This window comes from Amycolatopsis sp. NPDC054798, assembly GCF_053611505.1.
The window spans coordinates 1-14,002 of sequence record NZ_JBSHAM010000100.1 but is presented as its reverse complement, the minus strand read 5'-3'; the positions used below and the strand labels follow the sequence as shown (position 1 = coordinate 14,002).

At 70.0% G+C, this 14,002-nt stretch carries 15 protein-coding genes; 10 read left to right on the top strand and 5 right to left on the bottom strand.

The genetic code is table 11. The features are described from left to right. Positions 1–41 precede the first annotated feature (41 nt). Both ACWGIC_RS37785 and ACWGIC_RS37780 read left to right on the top strand, forming a co-directional pair. Entirely contained in the window at positions 42–842 is an 801-nt protein-coding gene (locus ACWGIC_RS37785) for an IclR family transcriptional regulator (RefSeq protein WP_452080741.1), read from the top strand. Positions 843–903: 61 nt separating this feature from the next. Beyond that, on the top strand, positions 904–1,341 hold the full coding sequence (locus ACWGIC_RS37780; protein WP_452080740.1) for a hypothetical protein: 438 nt from the start codon (positions 904–906) through the stop codon (positions 1,339–1,341). 16 nt (positions 1,342–1,357) lie between these two features. On the opposite strand, the gene ACWGIC_RS37775 is transcribed toward ACWGIC_RS37780, so the two are convergent. Continuing rightward, positions 1,358–1,999: a TetR/AcrR family transcriptional regulator gene (locus ACWGIC_RS37775; RefSeq protein WP_452080739.1), complete on the bottom strand. Its 642-nt coding sequence runs from the start codon at positions 1,997–1,999 to the stop codon at positions 1,358–1,360. A 216-nt stretch (positions 2,000–2,215) separates the two neighbouring features. Between ACWGIC_RS37775 and ACWGIC_RS37770 the strand changes: the two genes are divergently transcribed. Genes ACWGIC_RS37770 through ACWGIC_RS37760 form a run of 3 tightly spaced genes read left to right on the top strand, consistent with a single transcriptional unit; the run spans position 2,216 to position 4,550 of the window. Further along, the gene (locus tag ACWGIC_RS37770) at positions 2,216–3,100 is read left to right on the top strand and encodes an alpha/beta hydrolase (protein WP_452080738.1); all 885 of its coding nucleotides are present in this window, start codon (positions 2,216–2,218) and stop codon (positions 3,098–3,100) included. Then, positions 3,097–4,173: a saccharopine dehydrogenase family protein gene (locus ACWGIC_RS37765; RefSeq protein ID WP_452080737.1), complete on the top strand. Its 1,077-nt coding sequence runs from the start codon at positions 3,097–3,099 to the stop codon at positions 4,171–4,173. The genes ACWGIC_RS37770 and ACWGIC_RS37765 overlap by 4 nt, the downstream gene beginning before the upstream one ends. Further along, on the top strand, positions 4,170–4,550 hold the full coding sequence (locus tag ACWGIC_RS37760) for a hypothetical protein (RefSeq protein ID WP_452080736.1): 381 nt from the start codon (positions 4,170–4,172) through the stop codon (positions 4,548–4,550). The genes ACWGIC_RS37765 and ACWGIC_RS37760 overlap by 4 nt, the downstream gene beginning before the upstream one ends. 51 nt (positions 4,551–4,601) lie before the next feature. On the opposite strand, the gene ACWGIC_RS37755 is transcribed toward ACWGIC_RS37760, so the two are convergent. The 4 genes from ACWGIC_RS37755 to ACWGIC_RS37740 form a co-directional block, all read right to left on the bottom strand. Then, a complete protein-coding gene (locus ACWGIC_RS37755; RefSeq protein ID WP_452080735.1) occupies positions 4,602–6,899 on the bottom strand; it encodes an FtsX-like permease family protein in 2,298 nt (765 codons plus the stop codon). Further along, entirely contained in the window at positions 6,896–7,585 is a 690-nt protein-coding gene (locus ACWGIC_RS37750) for an ABC transporter ATP-binding protein (RefSeq protein WP_452080734.1), read from the bottom strand. The genes ACWGIC_RS37755 and ACWGIC_RS37750 overlap by 4 nt, the downstream gene beginning before the upstream one ends. Next, the gene (locus tag ACWGIC_RS37745) at positions 7,585–8,106 is read right to left on the bottom strand and encodes a PadR family transcriptional regulator (protein ID WP_452080733.1); all 522 of its coding nucleotides are present in this window, start codon (positions 8,104–8,106) and stop codon (positions 7,585–7,587) included. The genes ACWGIC_RS37750 and ACWGIC_RS37745 overlap by 1 nt, the downstream gene beginning before the upstream one ends. Before the next feature lie 139 nt (positions 8,107–8,245). Further along, positions 8,246–9,118 carry a MurR/RpiR family transcriptional regulator gene (locus ACWGIC_RS37740; RefSeq protein WP_452080732.1) on the bottom strand — a complete coding sequence of 291 codons (873 nt, stop codon included), beginning with the start codon at positions 9,116–9,118 and terminating at the stop codon, positions 8,246–8,248. A gap of 94 nt (positions 9,119–9,212) precedes the next feature. Here ACWGIC_RS37740 and ACWGIC_RS37735 point away from each other — a divergent pair, with 94 nt between their 5' ends. Genes ACWGIC_RS37735 through ACWGIC_RS37715 form a run of 5 tightly spaced genes read left to right on the top strand, consistent with a single transcriptional unit; the run spans position 9,213 to position 13,827 of the window. Then, positions 9,213–9,959 carry an amino acid ABC transporter ATP-binding protein gene (locus ACWGIC_RS37735; protein WP_452080731.1) on the top strand — a complete coding sequence of 249 codons (747 nt, stop codon included), beginning with the start codon at positions 9,213–9,215 and terminating at the stop codon, positions 9,957–9,959. Between the two features lie 14 nt (positions 9,960–9,973). Beyond that, entirely contained in the window at positions 9,974–10,894 is a 921-nt protein-coding gene (locus ACWGIC_RS37730; RefSeq protein WP_452080730.1) for a transporter substrate-binding domain-containing protein, read from the top strand. A 13-nt stretch (positions 10,895–10,907) separates the two neighbouring features. After that, positions 10,908–11,546 carry an amino acid ABC transporter permease gene (locus ACWGIC_RS37725; RefSeq protein ID WP_452080729.1) on the top strand — a complete coding sequence of 213 codons (639 nt, stop codon included), beginning with the start codon at positions 10,908–10,910 and terminating at the stop codon, positions 11,544–11,546. Next, positions 11,543–12,355, top strand: coding sequence for an amino acid ABC transporter permease (locus ACWGIC_RS37720; RefSeq protein WP_452080728.1), 813 nt, complete (start codon positions 11,543–11,545; stop codon positions 12,353–12,355). The genes ACWGIC_RS37725 and ACWGIC_RS37720 overlap by 4 nt, the downstream gene beginning before the upstream one ends. Further along, positions 12,352–13,827 carry a serine hydrolase domain-containing protein gene (locus ACWGIC_RS37715; protein WP_452080727.1) on the top strand — a complete coding sequence of 492 codons (1,476 nt, stop codon included), beginning with the start codon at positions 12,352–12,354 and terminating at the stop codon, positions 13,825–13,827. Before ACWGIC_RS37720 ends, ACWGIC_RS37715 begins: the two co-directional genes overlap by 4 nt. Positions 13,828–14,002 lie beyond the last annotated feature (175 nt).

Genomic DNA, 14,002 nt, shown 5'->3' with positions numbered 1-14,002 from the left:
CGGATTGACTGCCGCCCAATCGTTGTTGCACAGTCCTCAACATGGCGAACCAGCGCACCTACGGTTCGGGCCTGGTCCGCGACGTCGACCTGCTCGAAGTCCTCGCCCTGCCGGAAGCGCGGGACGGGCTCGGCGTGTCCCGCGTCGCCGAACTGTCCGGCCGGGACAAAGCACAGGTTTCGCGAGCCCTCGCGACTCTCGCCGACGCCGGCCTGGTGTCCCGGGACGAGCACACCCGCGCGTACCGGCCCGGTTGGCGGCTGTTCGCCTTGGCCACGCACGCCACGGAAACACATCTCGCGCATCTCGCCGCGCCATTTCTGCGCACGATCGTGGCGCGGCTGAACGAGACCACGCATTTGTGCGTCCTGCGCGCCGGCCAGGTATTCACCCTCCGGAGCGAACTCGCGTCCCACGCTTTTCGCGGGCTCGGCTGGGAAGGCGTCGGCGTGGACCCGTTCACCACCTCACCCGGACGGGTGTTGTTGAGCGAATGGGACGAGGAAACCGTCGGGCAATGGTGGCGGACCTTCGCCCCCGCCGCCGCGCACCCGCTCCCCGATCTCCCCGGCCCCGCCGAGGAACCGCCGCCGCTCACGCTCGCTCAGCTGACCGGAAAACTGGCCGGGATCCGGAAACGGGGCTACGAAACCGTCGACGAGGAGTTCGAGCCGGGGCTCGTCGGCGTGTCCGCGCCGGTGCACGGCTTCCGCGGCGACATTGTCGCGGCGGTCAACGTGTCCGCGCCGAAATCGCGGCTCGGCGGACGGCTGCCCGCGGCGGGCCGATTCGCCCGCACTATCGCCGACCGGATTTCCGCCGCGCTCGGCGCACCGAGATGAACCGTGACCCGGGCTTCCTTTATGCTGGACCGAATCGTCGCTTTCCCGGCAGGTGGTCGCCATGTACGAAATCCCGCCCACTGCGGCCATGCAACGCTGGTCGGTTTCGGTCGACGGAACCCGCGCGATCTTCGCTTGCGCGCCCTGGCTCGAAGACCACACCGCCGACCGGGTGCTGCCGCGTCTGTGGCCGGGCCGCGGCCTGGGCGTCAGCGACACCGACGCCGCCGGTTTCGCTGCCGCGATCGCCGAAACCATGAAGGCCCCGAACTACTGGATCGCCAGCCACACCGCCGCGCGCGCCTGGCAGGACCAGCCGTGGTCCCCCGCCCGCCGCGACCACGACGACGGATTCGTCTACTTCGCCGGCCCGTGCGAAGCGTCCGGGCCCGCGGTGGGCTACCGCCCGGCCTATCACCTGCCGCTCGCACTGCGGGACCTGCGCGGGCTGCGGATCCGGCTGGCGGCCTACCTTCGCGGGGCGCGGATTTCGAGCTGACCGCCTCCGGGACCGCTCAGCTGAGATACGGCGCCAGCATCGCCCCGGTCAACCGGCGCGCGGTCGCCGCCGCGTGCGCCGAATCGCCTTCGACGAGGCCGAGCAGCGGGTCGAGGCCGGCCACGTGCGGGGCCAGCGCCAGATGCGGCAAGACCAGCAACAGCAAGGACAACACGATCTCGACGTCGGTGTCCTCGCGCAGCTGCCCCGCCTCGACCGCCTGGCCGACCAACGGCCGCAGCACCGCCAGGTAGTGCTTGTTGACCGTCTCGCGGACCGGGGTGCGGGCGACCGGATCGGGTTCGAGGTTCGCCGCCGCGGTCATCGCGCGTTCGAGCGGGTGGTCGTAGAAGTACCGCACCCACGCATCGAGCAACTGGTCGAGCGCTCCGGCGAAGTCCTTGTCCCACGGGAGCTTCGCGATCTCGGCCTCCATGGCGGCGCGGATCCGCACGCTCGCCAGCTCGGCGAGGTGGACGTACATGTCGGCTTTGTCGGTGAAGTACTGGAAAAGGCTGCCTTTCGACACCCCGGCCTCGCGGCAGATCGTGTTCAGGCTGCCGCCGCTGAAGCCGCGCGCCGCGAACTCCGCCTCCGCCGCGGCCAGCACCGCCGCCCGCCGTTTCTCCGGCAGCCGCTCCCACGTTCCCGTCGGCACCGCCGACCTCCCTCTTCTTGACTCCCCCCGCGTCCCGATCGTACTCTATGACCGCCGGTCATATGACCAGTGGTCACAAGGAGGAGAACGCATGTCCTCGCGCAGCGTCACGCACGTCGAGCCAGATCGGACGACCGCTTCACCGGCACACTGTCCACAAGGGACATCGTGCGGCACGCCGCGAATGGCCGACCGGCTCGCACACAGGGTGCTCCCGTGAACGTTTCCTTCCCCGTCGACGGCGACCGCTGTGCCGCCACGCTTTGCCTGCCAGCGAACGAAAATCCGCCGGTGATCGTGATGGCGCACGGCCTCGGCGCGGTCCGGGAGATGGGTCTCGCCGCGTATGCCGAACGCTTCACCGCCGCCGGTTACGCGTGTCTTGTGTTCGACTATCGCCATTTCGGCGACAGCGAAGGCACGCCACGCCACCTGTTGTCTCCACGGAAACAACTCGCCGATTGGGCCGCAGCGATCGCCTACGCCCGGACTCTCCCCCAGGTCGACGGCGGCCGGGTCGTCGCCTGGGGCACGTCCTTCGGCGGCGGCCACGTGCTCAGCACTGCCGCGAGCCGTCCGGCTGGTCTCGTCGCCGCGGTCGCGCAATGCCCGTTCACCGACGGCATCGCGTCCGCACTGGCCATGCACCCCGCCAGTTCGATCAAGGCGACCATTGCCGCTGCCCGGGACATCGTCGGGCATTGGCTCGGCCGGCCGCCGCATCTGATCGCTACTGCCGGGCCTCAGCGCGGCACCGCATTGATGACTGCGCCCGATGCCGAGCCGGGGTATCTTGCGCTGGTGCCGCCCGGCAGCGATTTCCGCAACGAGGTCACGGCGAGGGCGGTGTTCGACATCCTGCGGTATCGACCGGGGCGAAGTGCCGGGAGGATCGAAGTGCCTACGTTGTTCGCGGTGTGCGAGAAGGATTCCGTCGCTCCTTCCCGTCCTACGCTGCGTTATGCCGCCCGCGCGCCGCGCGGTGAAGTGCGCACTTACCCCGACGGGCATTTCGCGATCTACCAAGGTGATCCGTTCGAGCGAGTGGTCGCCGATCAGGTCGATTTTCTGCGTCGGCACGTTCCGGCGGAGGCGGCATGACCGGACGGATCGTGGTGTTCGGCGCGACCGGCTACACCGGCGGCCTGGTCCTGGAGTCGCTGGTGCGGCGCGGAATCCGGCCGGTCCTCGCCGGGCGCAACCGAGCTGCGCTGGAGACGCTCGCTGCGGACCACGGCGATCTGGAGATCGCGGTCGCGGATGTCAACGATCCCGCGAGCCTTCGCTCGCTGGCCGGGCCCGGGGACGTTCTGATCGCCACCGTCGGGCCGTTCGACCGGATCGGGCACGCGGCCGCGCAGGCCGCCGCCGACGCCGGGGCGCACTACCTCGACTCGACTGGCGAGGTCGGTTTCGTTCGCACCGTCCAGGCTCGGCACCACGAGCGGGCAGTCGAGACCGGCGCGGCGATGGTCCCGGCTTTCGGCTACGACTACGTTCCGGGGATCCTCGCCGGTGCGCTGGCGGCGCAGGAAGCCGGCGACGGCGTGCGCTCGCTGGACATCGGGTATTTCGCTACTGGGCCGCTCTATCGCGGGTTGAGCCAAGGCACTCGGGCGACCATGCGGGACGGGTTGACCTTGCCGTCGCTGCGCTGGCGGGAGCGGCGGCTGGTCGAGGAACGGACCGGCAGCCGCGTGCGTGCGTTCCCGGTCCGCGGACGGTCCAAGGCGGCGTTTCTGGTTTCCGGGACCGAAGTGCTTTTCCTGCCGGGGAACTTCCCGTCTCTCGCCGAGGTCACTGTCTACAATGGATGGTTTCCGGCGTTGAGCCGGGCGATGCCCGCGGTTTCCGCGCTGGCCGCGCTCGCCGGACCGGTGGTGCGGGCGGTGAGCGGGCCGATGACCGGACCGCCCGGAGGGCCGGACGCGGCCGCCCGGGCGAAAACCGGCGCACAGGTCGTCGCGGTCGCCGATTCCCGGGTCGAGGTGCGGCTTGAGGGACCGAACGCGTACACGCTCACCGGGGAACTGCTGGCCTGGGCCGCGGTTCGGCTGAGCGTCGACGGGCCGGAGAAGCCTGGAGTCGTGGGGCCGGTGGACGCCTTCGGGCTGGAGGCGCTTCGGGACGGGTGCGCGGAGCTTGGCCTGGTGCGGCAAGGGGCGGGGTCTTGAGCGGATTCCCGTCCGCCGAAGGGAATTCTTCGCCGCCCGCGCCCGCCGATCTGCTGGCCACGGCAAGAAGGGTGGCCTCCGCGAACGACGAGGCAGACCCGTCCGACGTCCGATGCGTGAAAACCGACCGGTACACGTTGAGACACCTCGACGGAACGCGACCCACGTCTAACGACCCGGTGTACCTGATCCAGCTGACCGGGAACTTCGTCGGCTATGCCGCCAAGATTCCCCTCGGAAGCAAGCCGCCCCGGGGAAACGCGCTGACGGTCACGGTCGACGCGAACTCCGGGCAGATGCTGGGCTGGTCGATCCTGCTGGAACCGCACGACCTCGCCGAGTTCGGAGAGGTCTTTTCGCTGCGGCAGACACAGTGAAGGGCTCCTCGGGGGAATTCCCCCGAGGAGCCCTTCACCCACACCCCCGGTCTACTCCGAGCGCAACGTGTCCAGCCTCGTCACCTGGCGCAGCAGCGGCAACGTCAACGCCGTCACCAGCAGCACCGCGGCGACCGCGGTGCCAGCCAGCCCGGCCAGCACCCCGCCGTCCACCATCATCGGCATTTTCGCCAGCCGCAGGATCGGAGCGGTCAAGCCGAGCCCGGCCCCGACCGCCAGCACCACGCCGACGACCACCGGAACCGCGGTCTGCCACAGCGATCCCCTGGCCAGCACTCCGATCGGCACCCCGGCCGCGGACAGGGCCGCGAGCGGCCGCCGCCGTTCGCTGATCTGCTCGATCGACAGCATCAGCAGGCTCATCGCCGCCACTGCCAGCACGAAGAGCGACGCGGTCAGCAGCACCGCGCGGAAGCTCGCCAGCATCCGCTCGTCACGGCCGGCGTAGTCGGATATGTAGTCCGTCTTGCGGACTTCGGCCTTCCACGCCAGCGGGCGCAATTCCGTCGCGACCCGGTCGATCAGCGCGTCCGCGCCGCCGGGGCCCTCGACCAGCAGTTGCAGGTGTTCCCCCGGCGCCTGGATGCCGCCGAGCGCGCCGGGCGTGATCAGCAGATCGCTGGCCACGGCCTTCGCGTCGTTGCCCGAGGACACCACCCGGATGTTGTCCGGGGCCGTCCACTTCGGACCGTCGACCTCGGTGTCCTTGCGGTAGTCGGTCATCTGCAACTCGCCCTTCGGGGCGGGCCGGGCCGACGAGCCCGCGATATAGAAGACGTCGCCGTCCGCGCAGTTCCCGATGTTCGCCTGCGTCTTCAGCGCCACGCAGTCCCCGACCGTGCCGAAGACGTGCTCTCCCCCGGACTTGAACTGCAGCCCCTTGGAGCTGTGCACGCCGGTCACCCCGGGCACCCCGGACAGCCGCTGGCGGATCTCAGCCTCGTGCGCGCTCGTCGTGTCCACCCGCACCGGCGCGGCCGCGGCCCCGGCCGGCAGCTCGTACCGGTGCGAGCTGCGGCTCGTCAGCGACGTGAGCACGCCCTGGATCAGGATCGTCCCGGCCAGCACGACGACCAGCCCGGACACCACCCGGCTGGCGGTGCCGCTGTCGAGCTGCAGCCTGCGCACCGCGAGCTGCCACGACGGCGGGCCGCCGCGCAGCCGTTCCACGAGCCGCTCCACCAGCCACGGCAGCAGCGCCGCGACGCCCATGAGCAGGAACACGCTGCCCACCGCGAGCGCCAGCGCCGCGGCCTGGTTCCCCGATCCCGGCGCGAAGACGAGCGTCCCGAGCAGGAACACCGCGCCGATGCCGGTGATCGTCCAGCGCCACCACATCCGCCGCCGCACCGGTTTGCCCTGCCGGACCACGCCGAGCGGTTCGACGATCGTCCGGCGCAGCCCGAACAGCGCCGAGCCGACCGCGAGACCGGGCACCAGCAGCACGATCACCAGCAAGGACACCCACGACGGCGTGAAATCGTCCGCGAACACGCGGAGGCCGAACGGCAGCCAGTCCCCGATGAACGGACGCAGCGCGTAGAACAGCGCACCGCCCGCCACGAGCCCGATCACCGCGCCGACCAGCGATTCCGCCGCCGCGACCCGTTTGATCTGCCGGGCGTCCACCCCGATCAGCCGGAGCGCGGCGAGCCGCCGCTCGCGTTGCGCCGCGCCCATCCGCGAGGCGGTGGTCACGAAGATCAGCAACGGCAGCAGCAGCACCGCGGCGATCGGCGCGATGACCATCCACATCACCAGCGGCAGGGTGAACCCTTCCGGAGGCTTGCCGTAGGCGTACACGCTGCTGGCGTTCTCGCCCTCGGCCTTGATCTCCGCGGCGGTCGACCCGTAGTACGCCGTCAGGTCGGCCGCGTCGCTGACCCCTGGCTCCGCGATCTGGCCGACCACGTTCCCCGGCAGCCGCGCCTTGAGCGAAGCGCCCCCGGCCGAGTTCAGCTTCTCCGCCAGCGCGGGCGACACGATCACCTCGCCCGGCGCGGGCAGCCGGGAAAGCCCCGGCGGCACCGGCGAGTTCGGTCCGGTCGGCGCCACCGCGGTCAGCTGGAGGAAGTCCTCGCCGACCGACGGGTACCAGCGGTAGGTCGCCAGCGGCGCGATCCCCTCGCGCGGCGCGGTGTCCTGCTTGATCGCCGCGGCCCGCTCCGACCGCGCGTCCACCAGGTGGCTCACCGAGGCGGCGGGCAGGAGCACGGCGACCGCGAGCGCGATCCCGAACGCGGTCATCGCGAGCCGCAGGAGCGCCGAGCCGGACATCCGGCCGCCCCCGACGGCCAGCCGGAGTCCCAGCAGCAGATCCCGCATCATGCGACCAGCTCCCGGTCGACCGTGCGCCCGTCCCGGACCACGATCTCGCGGTCGGAGTACGCCGCGACCCGCGCCTCGTGGGTCACCAGCACCACCGCGGCGTGCGTTTCCCGCGCCGCCTGGGTGAGCATCTGCATGACCTTCTCGCCGTTGAGCGAGTCGAGCGCGCCGGTCGGTTCGTCGGCGAAGACCACCTTCGGCCCGGTCACCAGCGCCCGCGCCACCGCGACCCGCTGCGCCTGCCCGCCGGAGACGTCGCCCGGGCGGCGCTTCGCCAGGTTGTCGACCTCCAGCCGGGCGAGCCATTCCTTCGCCTTGGCCTCGGCCGGCCCGCGCTTCGCCCCGGTCAGCCGCAGCGGAAGCGCGACGTTCTCCAGGCAGGTCAGCTCGGGAACGAGCTGGCCGAACTGGAACACGAAGCCGAATTCGGTGCGCCGCAACGCGCTGCGGCCCTTGTCGTCCATCGCGACCAGGTCGCGGCCGCCGTAGTGGATCGAGCCCGAGTCCGGCCGGACGATCCCGGCGAGACAGTGCAGCAGCGTCGATTTCCCCGAACCGGACGAGCCCATGATCGCGAGCACTTCCCCCGCCGAGACGGTCATCGCCGCCCCGTCGAGCGCCCGCGTCTGGCCGAACGATTTGTGCAGCCCGTTCCCGACGAGCAACGGAGTTCCCGGCCTGGTCATCAGCGCACCGCTTTCTCGAGTTCGCCGAGCCGGGCCGCGGTGAGCTCGAGCCACCGCAGATCCGCCTCGAGGTGGAAGAGCGCGTGGTCGCAGATCAGCTGATCGGCGAGGTCGCCCTCGTACTTCCGTTTCGTGAGCGAGCGCATCACCTTGAGATGCTCGCTGCGCTGGACGTCGAGCACGTCGTTGGCGTCGCGGCCGGACAGCAGCGCGAGGACCACCTTCGTGTACAGCGTGTTCTGCAGGTACGGCTCCGGGTTTTCCGGAGTGCCCAGCCACTTCTCGACGTCGGTGATCCCGGCGTCGGTGATCGTGTAGCGCTTCCGCTCCGGCCCTTCGCCGCTCTCGACCCCCGCGACCTCGACCATGCCGTTGCGCAGCAGGCGCGACAGCGTCGAGTAGACCTGGCCGTACGCGAGCGGGCGGTCTTGCCCGAACTGCTCGTCGTACGCCCGTTTCAGGTCGTACCCGTGTCTTGGACCCGACTCGAGCAACCCGAGCAAGGTATGTGAAACCGACATTCCCCTGTTCCTCCCTTGACCTCGGCATCCCGAGGCTGAAGATCACTATACAGCAGGGGTATACGCGCCGTGTATACCCCTGCAGAATAGTTCATCTTCGCAGGTCAGGGGCTTACGATCGGCGCGTCGCCGATGAGGGCTACTTCCGCTCGCCGAGGTCCGCCCGAAGCCGCGTCAGCAGGTCCGCGGTCGTCTTCGCGCGCTCCGGCTGCCTGCCCGCGATGGTGTGCGCGAGGATGTCGGTGACGATCGAGGCCGTCAGGGTTTCGCCGGTGAACTTCGTCGGGGAATCCGGAGCCGGCAGCACCACGCGGACCCGCGATTCGAGGTCCGCGGACAGCTGGCTCGTCACGAGCACTACCGCCGCGCCGACCTCCTCGGCGTAGCGCAGGATCAGCTCGACATCGCGGTTCTGCCGGGCCGGGACGTACACCAGCACCGCGTCGTCGGCGCCCAACGGGAGCAACGCGTCCGCGAGCCGGAACCCGGTGTCGTCGCAATGCCGCGTGACCAGACCCCGGCGGGCGAGCCGGAAGGCGGCGTACTCGGCGCACACCGAGGACAGGCCGAGCCCCCAGGTGAACACCATCCGGGCGGCGAGCAGCAGCCGCGCCGCCTCTTCGACCGCTTCCGGCGCGAGCTGCCGCTGCATTTCCTGCAGCCGCTCCGCGCTGTCGGCCATCACCCGGTCGATCTGCCGCGAACCGGTGGACCCGAGGTTCTCCATCGCCGCGCTCAGCCGGACCGTCGGCTCGGTGCGCGCGGTGAACGTCTGGCCGAGGTGGCGCTTCAGCTCGGGCAGCCCGGAATAGCCGAGCGCTTTCGCGGTGCGGACCACGGTCGCGTCGCTGGTCCCGGCCGCCGCGCCGAGGTCGCCCGCCGAGGAGAACAGCACCTCGTTCGGGTTGGCCAGCATGAACCGCGCGACCTGGCGTTCGGCGGGCTTGAGGTCGTCGAGCCGGGCGCGGACGTAGTCGTCGAAGTGGTCGCCGGCGGGATAAGTAGTGGACATGACACCCTTGACTAGACGTAGTGGCTACTACAAACTGCCGGAGGGTTCTCCGTTGTGTAGTGAACCCTACCCGCCGGCTCGACGAGGAGCACTCATGAGCACAGATCAGCCCCTCCTGCGGCTGCGCGGCGTCGGCAAGTCGTTCGGAGCGGCCCGGGTGCTGACCGGGATCGACCTCGACGTCCGGCGCGGCGAAGTCGTCGTGGTCATCGGCCCGTCCGGGTCCGGGAAATCGACGCTGTGCCGCTGCGTCAACCGCCTGGAGACCGCGGACGAGGGCTCGATCGAGATCGAGGGCCGCCCGCTGCCCGCCGAGGGCGCGGACCTCGCCCGGCTGCGCGCCGACGTCGGCATGGTGTTCCAGTCCTTCAATCTCTTCGCGCACAAAACCGTGCGGGAGAACGTGATGCTCGGCCCCGTCCGGGTTCGCGGGCTCAGCCGCGCCGACGCGCGGAAGCGGGCCGACGAACTGCTGGAACGAGTAGGCGTCGGCGCGCACGGCGACAAGTACCCGGCGCAGCTGTCGGGCGGTCAGCAGCAGCGGGTCGCGATCGCCCGCGCGCTGGCGATGGAACCGCGCGTGCTGCTGTTCGACGAACCGACCAGCGCGCTCGACCCGGAGATGATCCACGAGGTGCTCGACGTGATGACCGCGCTCGCCGCCGACGGCATGACCATGATCGTGGTGACCCACGAGATGGGTTTCGCCCGCAAGGCCGCCGACCGCGTCGTGTTCATGGCCGACGGCCGGATCGCGGAATCCGCCGCGCCGGACGTCTTCTTCGGCTCGCCGCGGACCGAACGCGCCCGCGACTTCCTCGCCCGCGTGCTCAGCCACTGAGCCTGGAGGCCCTCATGTCCGTTCTTCTCTCCCGCCGGACCGCGTTGCTCGCCGCCGGCGCGGTCCCGCTGCTCGCCTCCTGCGGCGGCGGAACCACCCGCACCGCGGGCAATCCCGCCTACGCCACGCTCGACCAGGCCGACGCCGTCGCGCGCGGGCCGGTCGGCGTCGGCCTGCCGGAAACGCCTACGCTGCGCCGGATCCGCGGCCAAGGCGTGCTGCGGCAGTCCGGTTCGGTGACCACGCCCGGGTTCGGCATGAAGAACCCGGCGACCGGCAAGATCACCGGCTTCGACATCGGGATCGCCCAGCTGCTGGCCAAATACCTGCTCGGCACGCCCGAGGTGGACACCATCACCGGCGGAGCCGACACGCGCGAAGCGATCCTGCAGAACCAATCCGTCGATGTCGCCGTCTGCACTTACACGATCAGCAAAAGCCGGGCGCGGCTCGTCTCGTTCGCCGGGCCGTACTACATCGCGCGTTCCGGCATCGTCGTCGGCGCGGGCGGTCCGCAGATCACCGCGGTGCGCGAGCTGGCCGGGAAAGACGTGGCGGTACAGCCTGGTGCGGCGCAGGAAGCGCTGAAGAAGGCGTGTCCGCAGGCGCGGGCGGTGGTGTTCGAGGAATCGAGCCAGTGCGCTGCCGCCGTCCGGCAAGGCCGGGTACAGGCGTGGTCGGCGAACACCGCGATCCTGCTCGGCAAAACCGCGGTCGACGCCCGGCTGCGGATGACGCCGGCGACCTACGGCAGCAGCCCGTTCGGCATCGGGCTGCCGAAGGACGATCCGGCGTTCAAGCAGATCGTCGTCGGCTTCCTGCAGCGCATCGCCGCCGACGGCAGCTGGCGGCGGCTGTGGGAGCAGACCGTCGGCCCGCTCGTGTCCGGTCCCGCCCCCGAGCCGCCCCGGCCCGGTTCCGTCCCCGGCTCCTGAAGGGAGATCGCCCGTGCTTTCCGGTCACGCCGGGGAAATCCTCGGCGGTTTCACCACCACTTTGCTGCTCACCGCGTGCGCCTTTCCGCTCGCGCTCGTCCTCGGCTGCCTCGTCGCGATCTGCCGGATCAGCCCGGTCCGGCCGCTGCGGGTCGCCGGACGGCTGTATGTCGACCTCGTCCGCAACTCGCCGTTGCTGCTGATCGCCGTGCTGCTGATCTTCGGGCTGCCCGACGCGGGCGTGCTCATTCCGTTGTTCTGGTGCCTGGTGCTCGCGCTGGGCATCTACTTCGGCGCGTACGTCTGCGAAACCGTCCGCTCGGGCATCCGCGCGGTTGATCGCGGGCAGGTCGAAGCGGCCAGGGCGATCGGGCTGCCGTTCCGCCGGGTCCTGCTGGACGTCCTGCTGCCGCAAGCGTTCCGCGCGATGGTGCAGCCGCTGGGCACGATCCTGATCAACACCGCGCTCGGGTCGGCGCTCGGCGCGGCCGTCGGCGTGGACGAACTGACCCTGGAAACCCGCTCGTTCAACCTGGAGACCGCCGAACCGATCCTCGCCTTCGCCGTCGCGGCCTGCGGTTACCTCGTGATCAATCTCGCGGTCAGCGGGGTCGTGCGGATCGTCGAGCGAAAGGCCCGGGTGCTCCGGTGAACGACGACATCCTCTTCGACGCCCTCGGCCCGAAAGCCAAAGCCCGGCTGCGCCTGGTTTCGCTCCTCTGCGGACTCGTCCTGCTCGGCCTGCTGGCCCTCGTGCTCGTGAAGCTCGGCGCCTCCGGGCAGCTCGACCCGGCCCGCTGGGCGATCCTCGTCGACGGCGCGATGCTGCGATTCCTGTTGCAGGGCTTGGCAATGACCCTGCTGGTCGGCGTGGTGTCCACGGTGCTTTCGGTCGCGGCAGGAGTGCTGCTCGCGCTCGGCCGGTTGAGCCGGAAGCGGTGGCTGAGCTGGCCGTGCGCCGCCGTCATCGAGTTCTTCCGCGCGATGCCGCTGCTGCTGATCCTGTTCTTCTTCATGTTCGGGCTGCCGCTCCTCGGCGTCCGGGTGCCGATCTTCTGGCAGCTGGTGCTGGCGATCGTCGCGCACGCCGGGGCGATTTTCGCCGAGATCGTGCGGGCCGGGATCCTCGCCGTGGGCCGCGGCCAGAGCGAGGCCGGGCACGCGATCGGCCTGCGGCACTGGGAGGTCATGACGTTCGTCGTGCTCCCGCAGGCGGCCCGCGCGCTCGCGCCCGCGCTGATCAGCCAGACCGTGCGGGTGCTCAAGGAATCCAGCCTCGGCTACGTCGTCGGCATCGCCGAACTGCTGAACAACGGCAAGGTGCTCGGCGAGTTCAGCGGCGATTTCATCCAGGCGTACGTCGGGGCCGGGCTGCTCTACATCGTCGTCAACATCGCCCTCTCGCGGGTCGCCGAACGGCTCGCGAACCACAAGAAAACACTCGTCCGGGAGCCTTCGTGACCTTCCCCTCCGCCGCCCCGTCCGACGCCGGCCTCGACGCCCAGGGCGTGCGCGGGTTCCTGCACCGGCTGGCCGCCGACGGAATCTCGCTCGACAGCCTGCTCGTCTACCGGTCGGGCAAACTGGCCTTCGAGCAGTACTGGTGGCCCTACCGCGCCGACCGTCCACACACGACACACTCGGCGACGAAGTCCTTTGTCGGCACAGCAATCGGGCTCGCCCTGGACGAAGGCTTGCTGCGCCTGGACGATCGGCTGGTGTCGTTCTTCCCGGAACTCACGCCGTCCGACGCGTCGGACCACCTGCGCGCGATCACCGTCGAAGACCTGCTGACCATGCGGACCGGCCACCGCGTCGGCCTGTCCGGCAAGACCTGGCGGCTGCTGAAGACCAGCTGGGTGCGGGAATACCTGCGCACCCCCGTGGAACTGCCGCCGGGCAAGGCGTTCACCTACTCCAGCGCGACGTCGCACATGCTGTCCGCCATCGTGCAGCGGACGTCCGGCCAGTCGGTGTTCGACTACCTGCAGCCGAGGCTGTTCGCCCCGCTCGGCTTCGCCGGGCACAGCTGGGACACCGATCCGGAAGGCATTTGCTCCGGCGGGAACGGCCTGAGCCTGCGCAGCATCGACTTCCTGAAGTGGGGCGTGCTGCACCTGCACGACGGAATCTGGCAGGGCGAACGGATCCTGCCCTCGGGCTGGGTGCGCGAGGCCACCGCGTGGCACGTCCAGAACGCCGACGCCGGAAGCTGGAACGGCACCGAATTCGTCCCGGTTTCCTCCGCCGACTCCGACGAACGGCCGGAAGGCTACGGCTACCAACTGTGGCTGGACGCCGACGGCGGCTACCGGGCGTCCGGAATGTTCGGCCAGGACGTCTTCGTGCTCCCCCAGCACGATGCGGTGGTCGTCACGACCGGCAGCATCACCCATGGGAAGCATCGGCTGCTGTCCGGTCTGGTGCACGACCTGCTGGTCCCCGCTTTCGACGGCGATCCTTCCGCTTCGGCCGATGCTTTGCTGGCGGCTGACCTCGCGGGCACTGCGGTCGCTCCGGCGCTTTCGCCGACTGCGGTCGAGCTGGATGGCCAGCGGTATCTTTGCGAGTCCAATGAGGACGGACTGGCGGAGATTTCGTTCGCGGTCGACGGCGACGTGCTGGTCGTTGCTTTGGACGACGCTCGTGGGCGACACTCGGTCCGTTGTGGACTTTCTGCTTGGGTCGAGTCTGATACCAGTGTTTCCACCTGGCAGTTGCATCACTCGTATCAGGCTGAATCGGCGCGCGTTCTCGCTGCGGCGCAGTGGCGTTCTCCGCGGGAACTGGTGTTGGAGTGGTATTTCGTGGAATCGCCGTTCCATGACACGGTCACGGTGGAGTTCGGCGACGGGCTGTTGCGGTGGCGTCGCCGGACCAATGTCAACAGCGGGTCGACTGAGCGTCCGGTGGTCAGCGCCAGGCTCGGCTAGGTCGTGAGTGTTTGTGCCGGTTCTAACCGGCATCAACACTCACGAGGCGGGGCCCTTTGGCGGTTCGGGTCGAGAGGCGATAGTGCGCCCCACTGAGGTTTTCTCAGTAGGCGGGTGCGGTGCCCGGCCTGCCACGACGCCAACGTCCGTGAGGGCCACCTTGAGGGAATCTGAT

What these genes read in the sequence shown, in the direction of transcription:
- ACWGIC_RS37785 (WP_452080741.1), top strand. Translation starts at nt 42, where the DNA reads ATGGCGAACCAGCGCACCTACGGTTCGGGCCTGGTCCGCGACGTCGAC.
- ACWGIC_RS37730 (WP_452080730.1), top strand. Translation starts at nt 9,974, where the DNA reads ATGTCCGTTCTTCTCTCCCGCCGGACCGCGTTGCTCGCCGCCGGCGCG.
- ACWGIC_RS37740 (WP_452080732.1), bottom strand. Translation starts at nt 9,118, where the DNA reads ATGTCCACTACTTATCCCGCCGGCGACCACTTCGACGACTACGTCCGC.
- ACWGIC_RS37735 (WP_452080731.1), top strand. Translation starts at nt 9,213, where the DNA reads ATGAGCACAGATCAGCCCCTCCTGCGGCTGCGCGGCGTCGGCAAGTCG.
- ACWGIC_RS37750 (WP_452080734.1), bottom strand. Translation starts at nt 7,585, where the DNA reads ATGACCAGGCCGGGAACTCCGTTGCTCGTCGGGAACGGGCTGCACAAA.
- ACWGIC_RS37755 (WP_452080735.1), bottom strand. Translation starts at nt 6,899, where the DNA reads ATGATGCGGGATCTGCTGCTGGGACTCCGGCTGGCCGTCGGGGGCGGC.
- ACWGIC_RS37780 (WP_452080740.1), top strand. Translation starts at nt 904, where the DNA reads ATGTACGAAATCCCGCCCACTGCGGCCATGCAACGCTGGTCGGTTTCG.
- ACWGIC_RS37745 (WP_452080733.1), bottom strand. Translation starts at nt 8,106, where the DNA reads ATGTCGGTTTCACATACCTTGCTCGGGTTGCTCGAGTCGGGTCCAAGA.
- ACWGIC_RS37765 (WP_452080737.1), top strand. Translation starts at nt 3,097, where the DNA reads ATGACCGGACGGATCGTGGTGTTCGGCGCGACCGGCTACACCGGCGGC.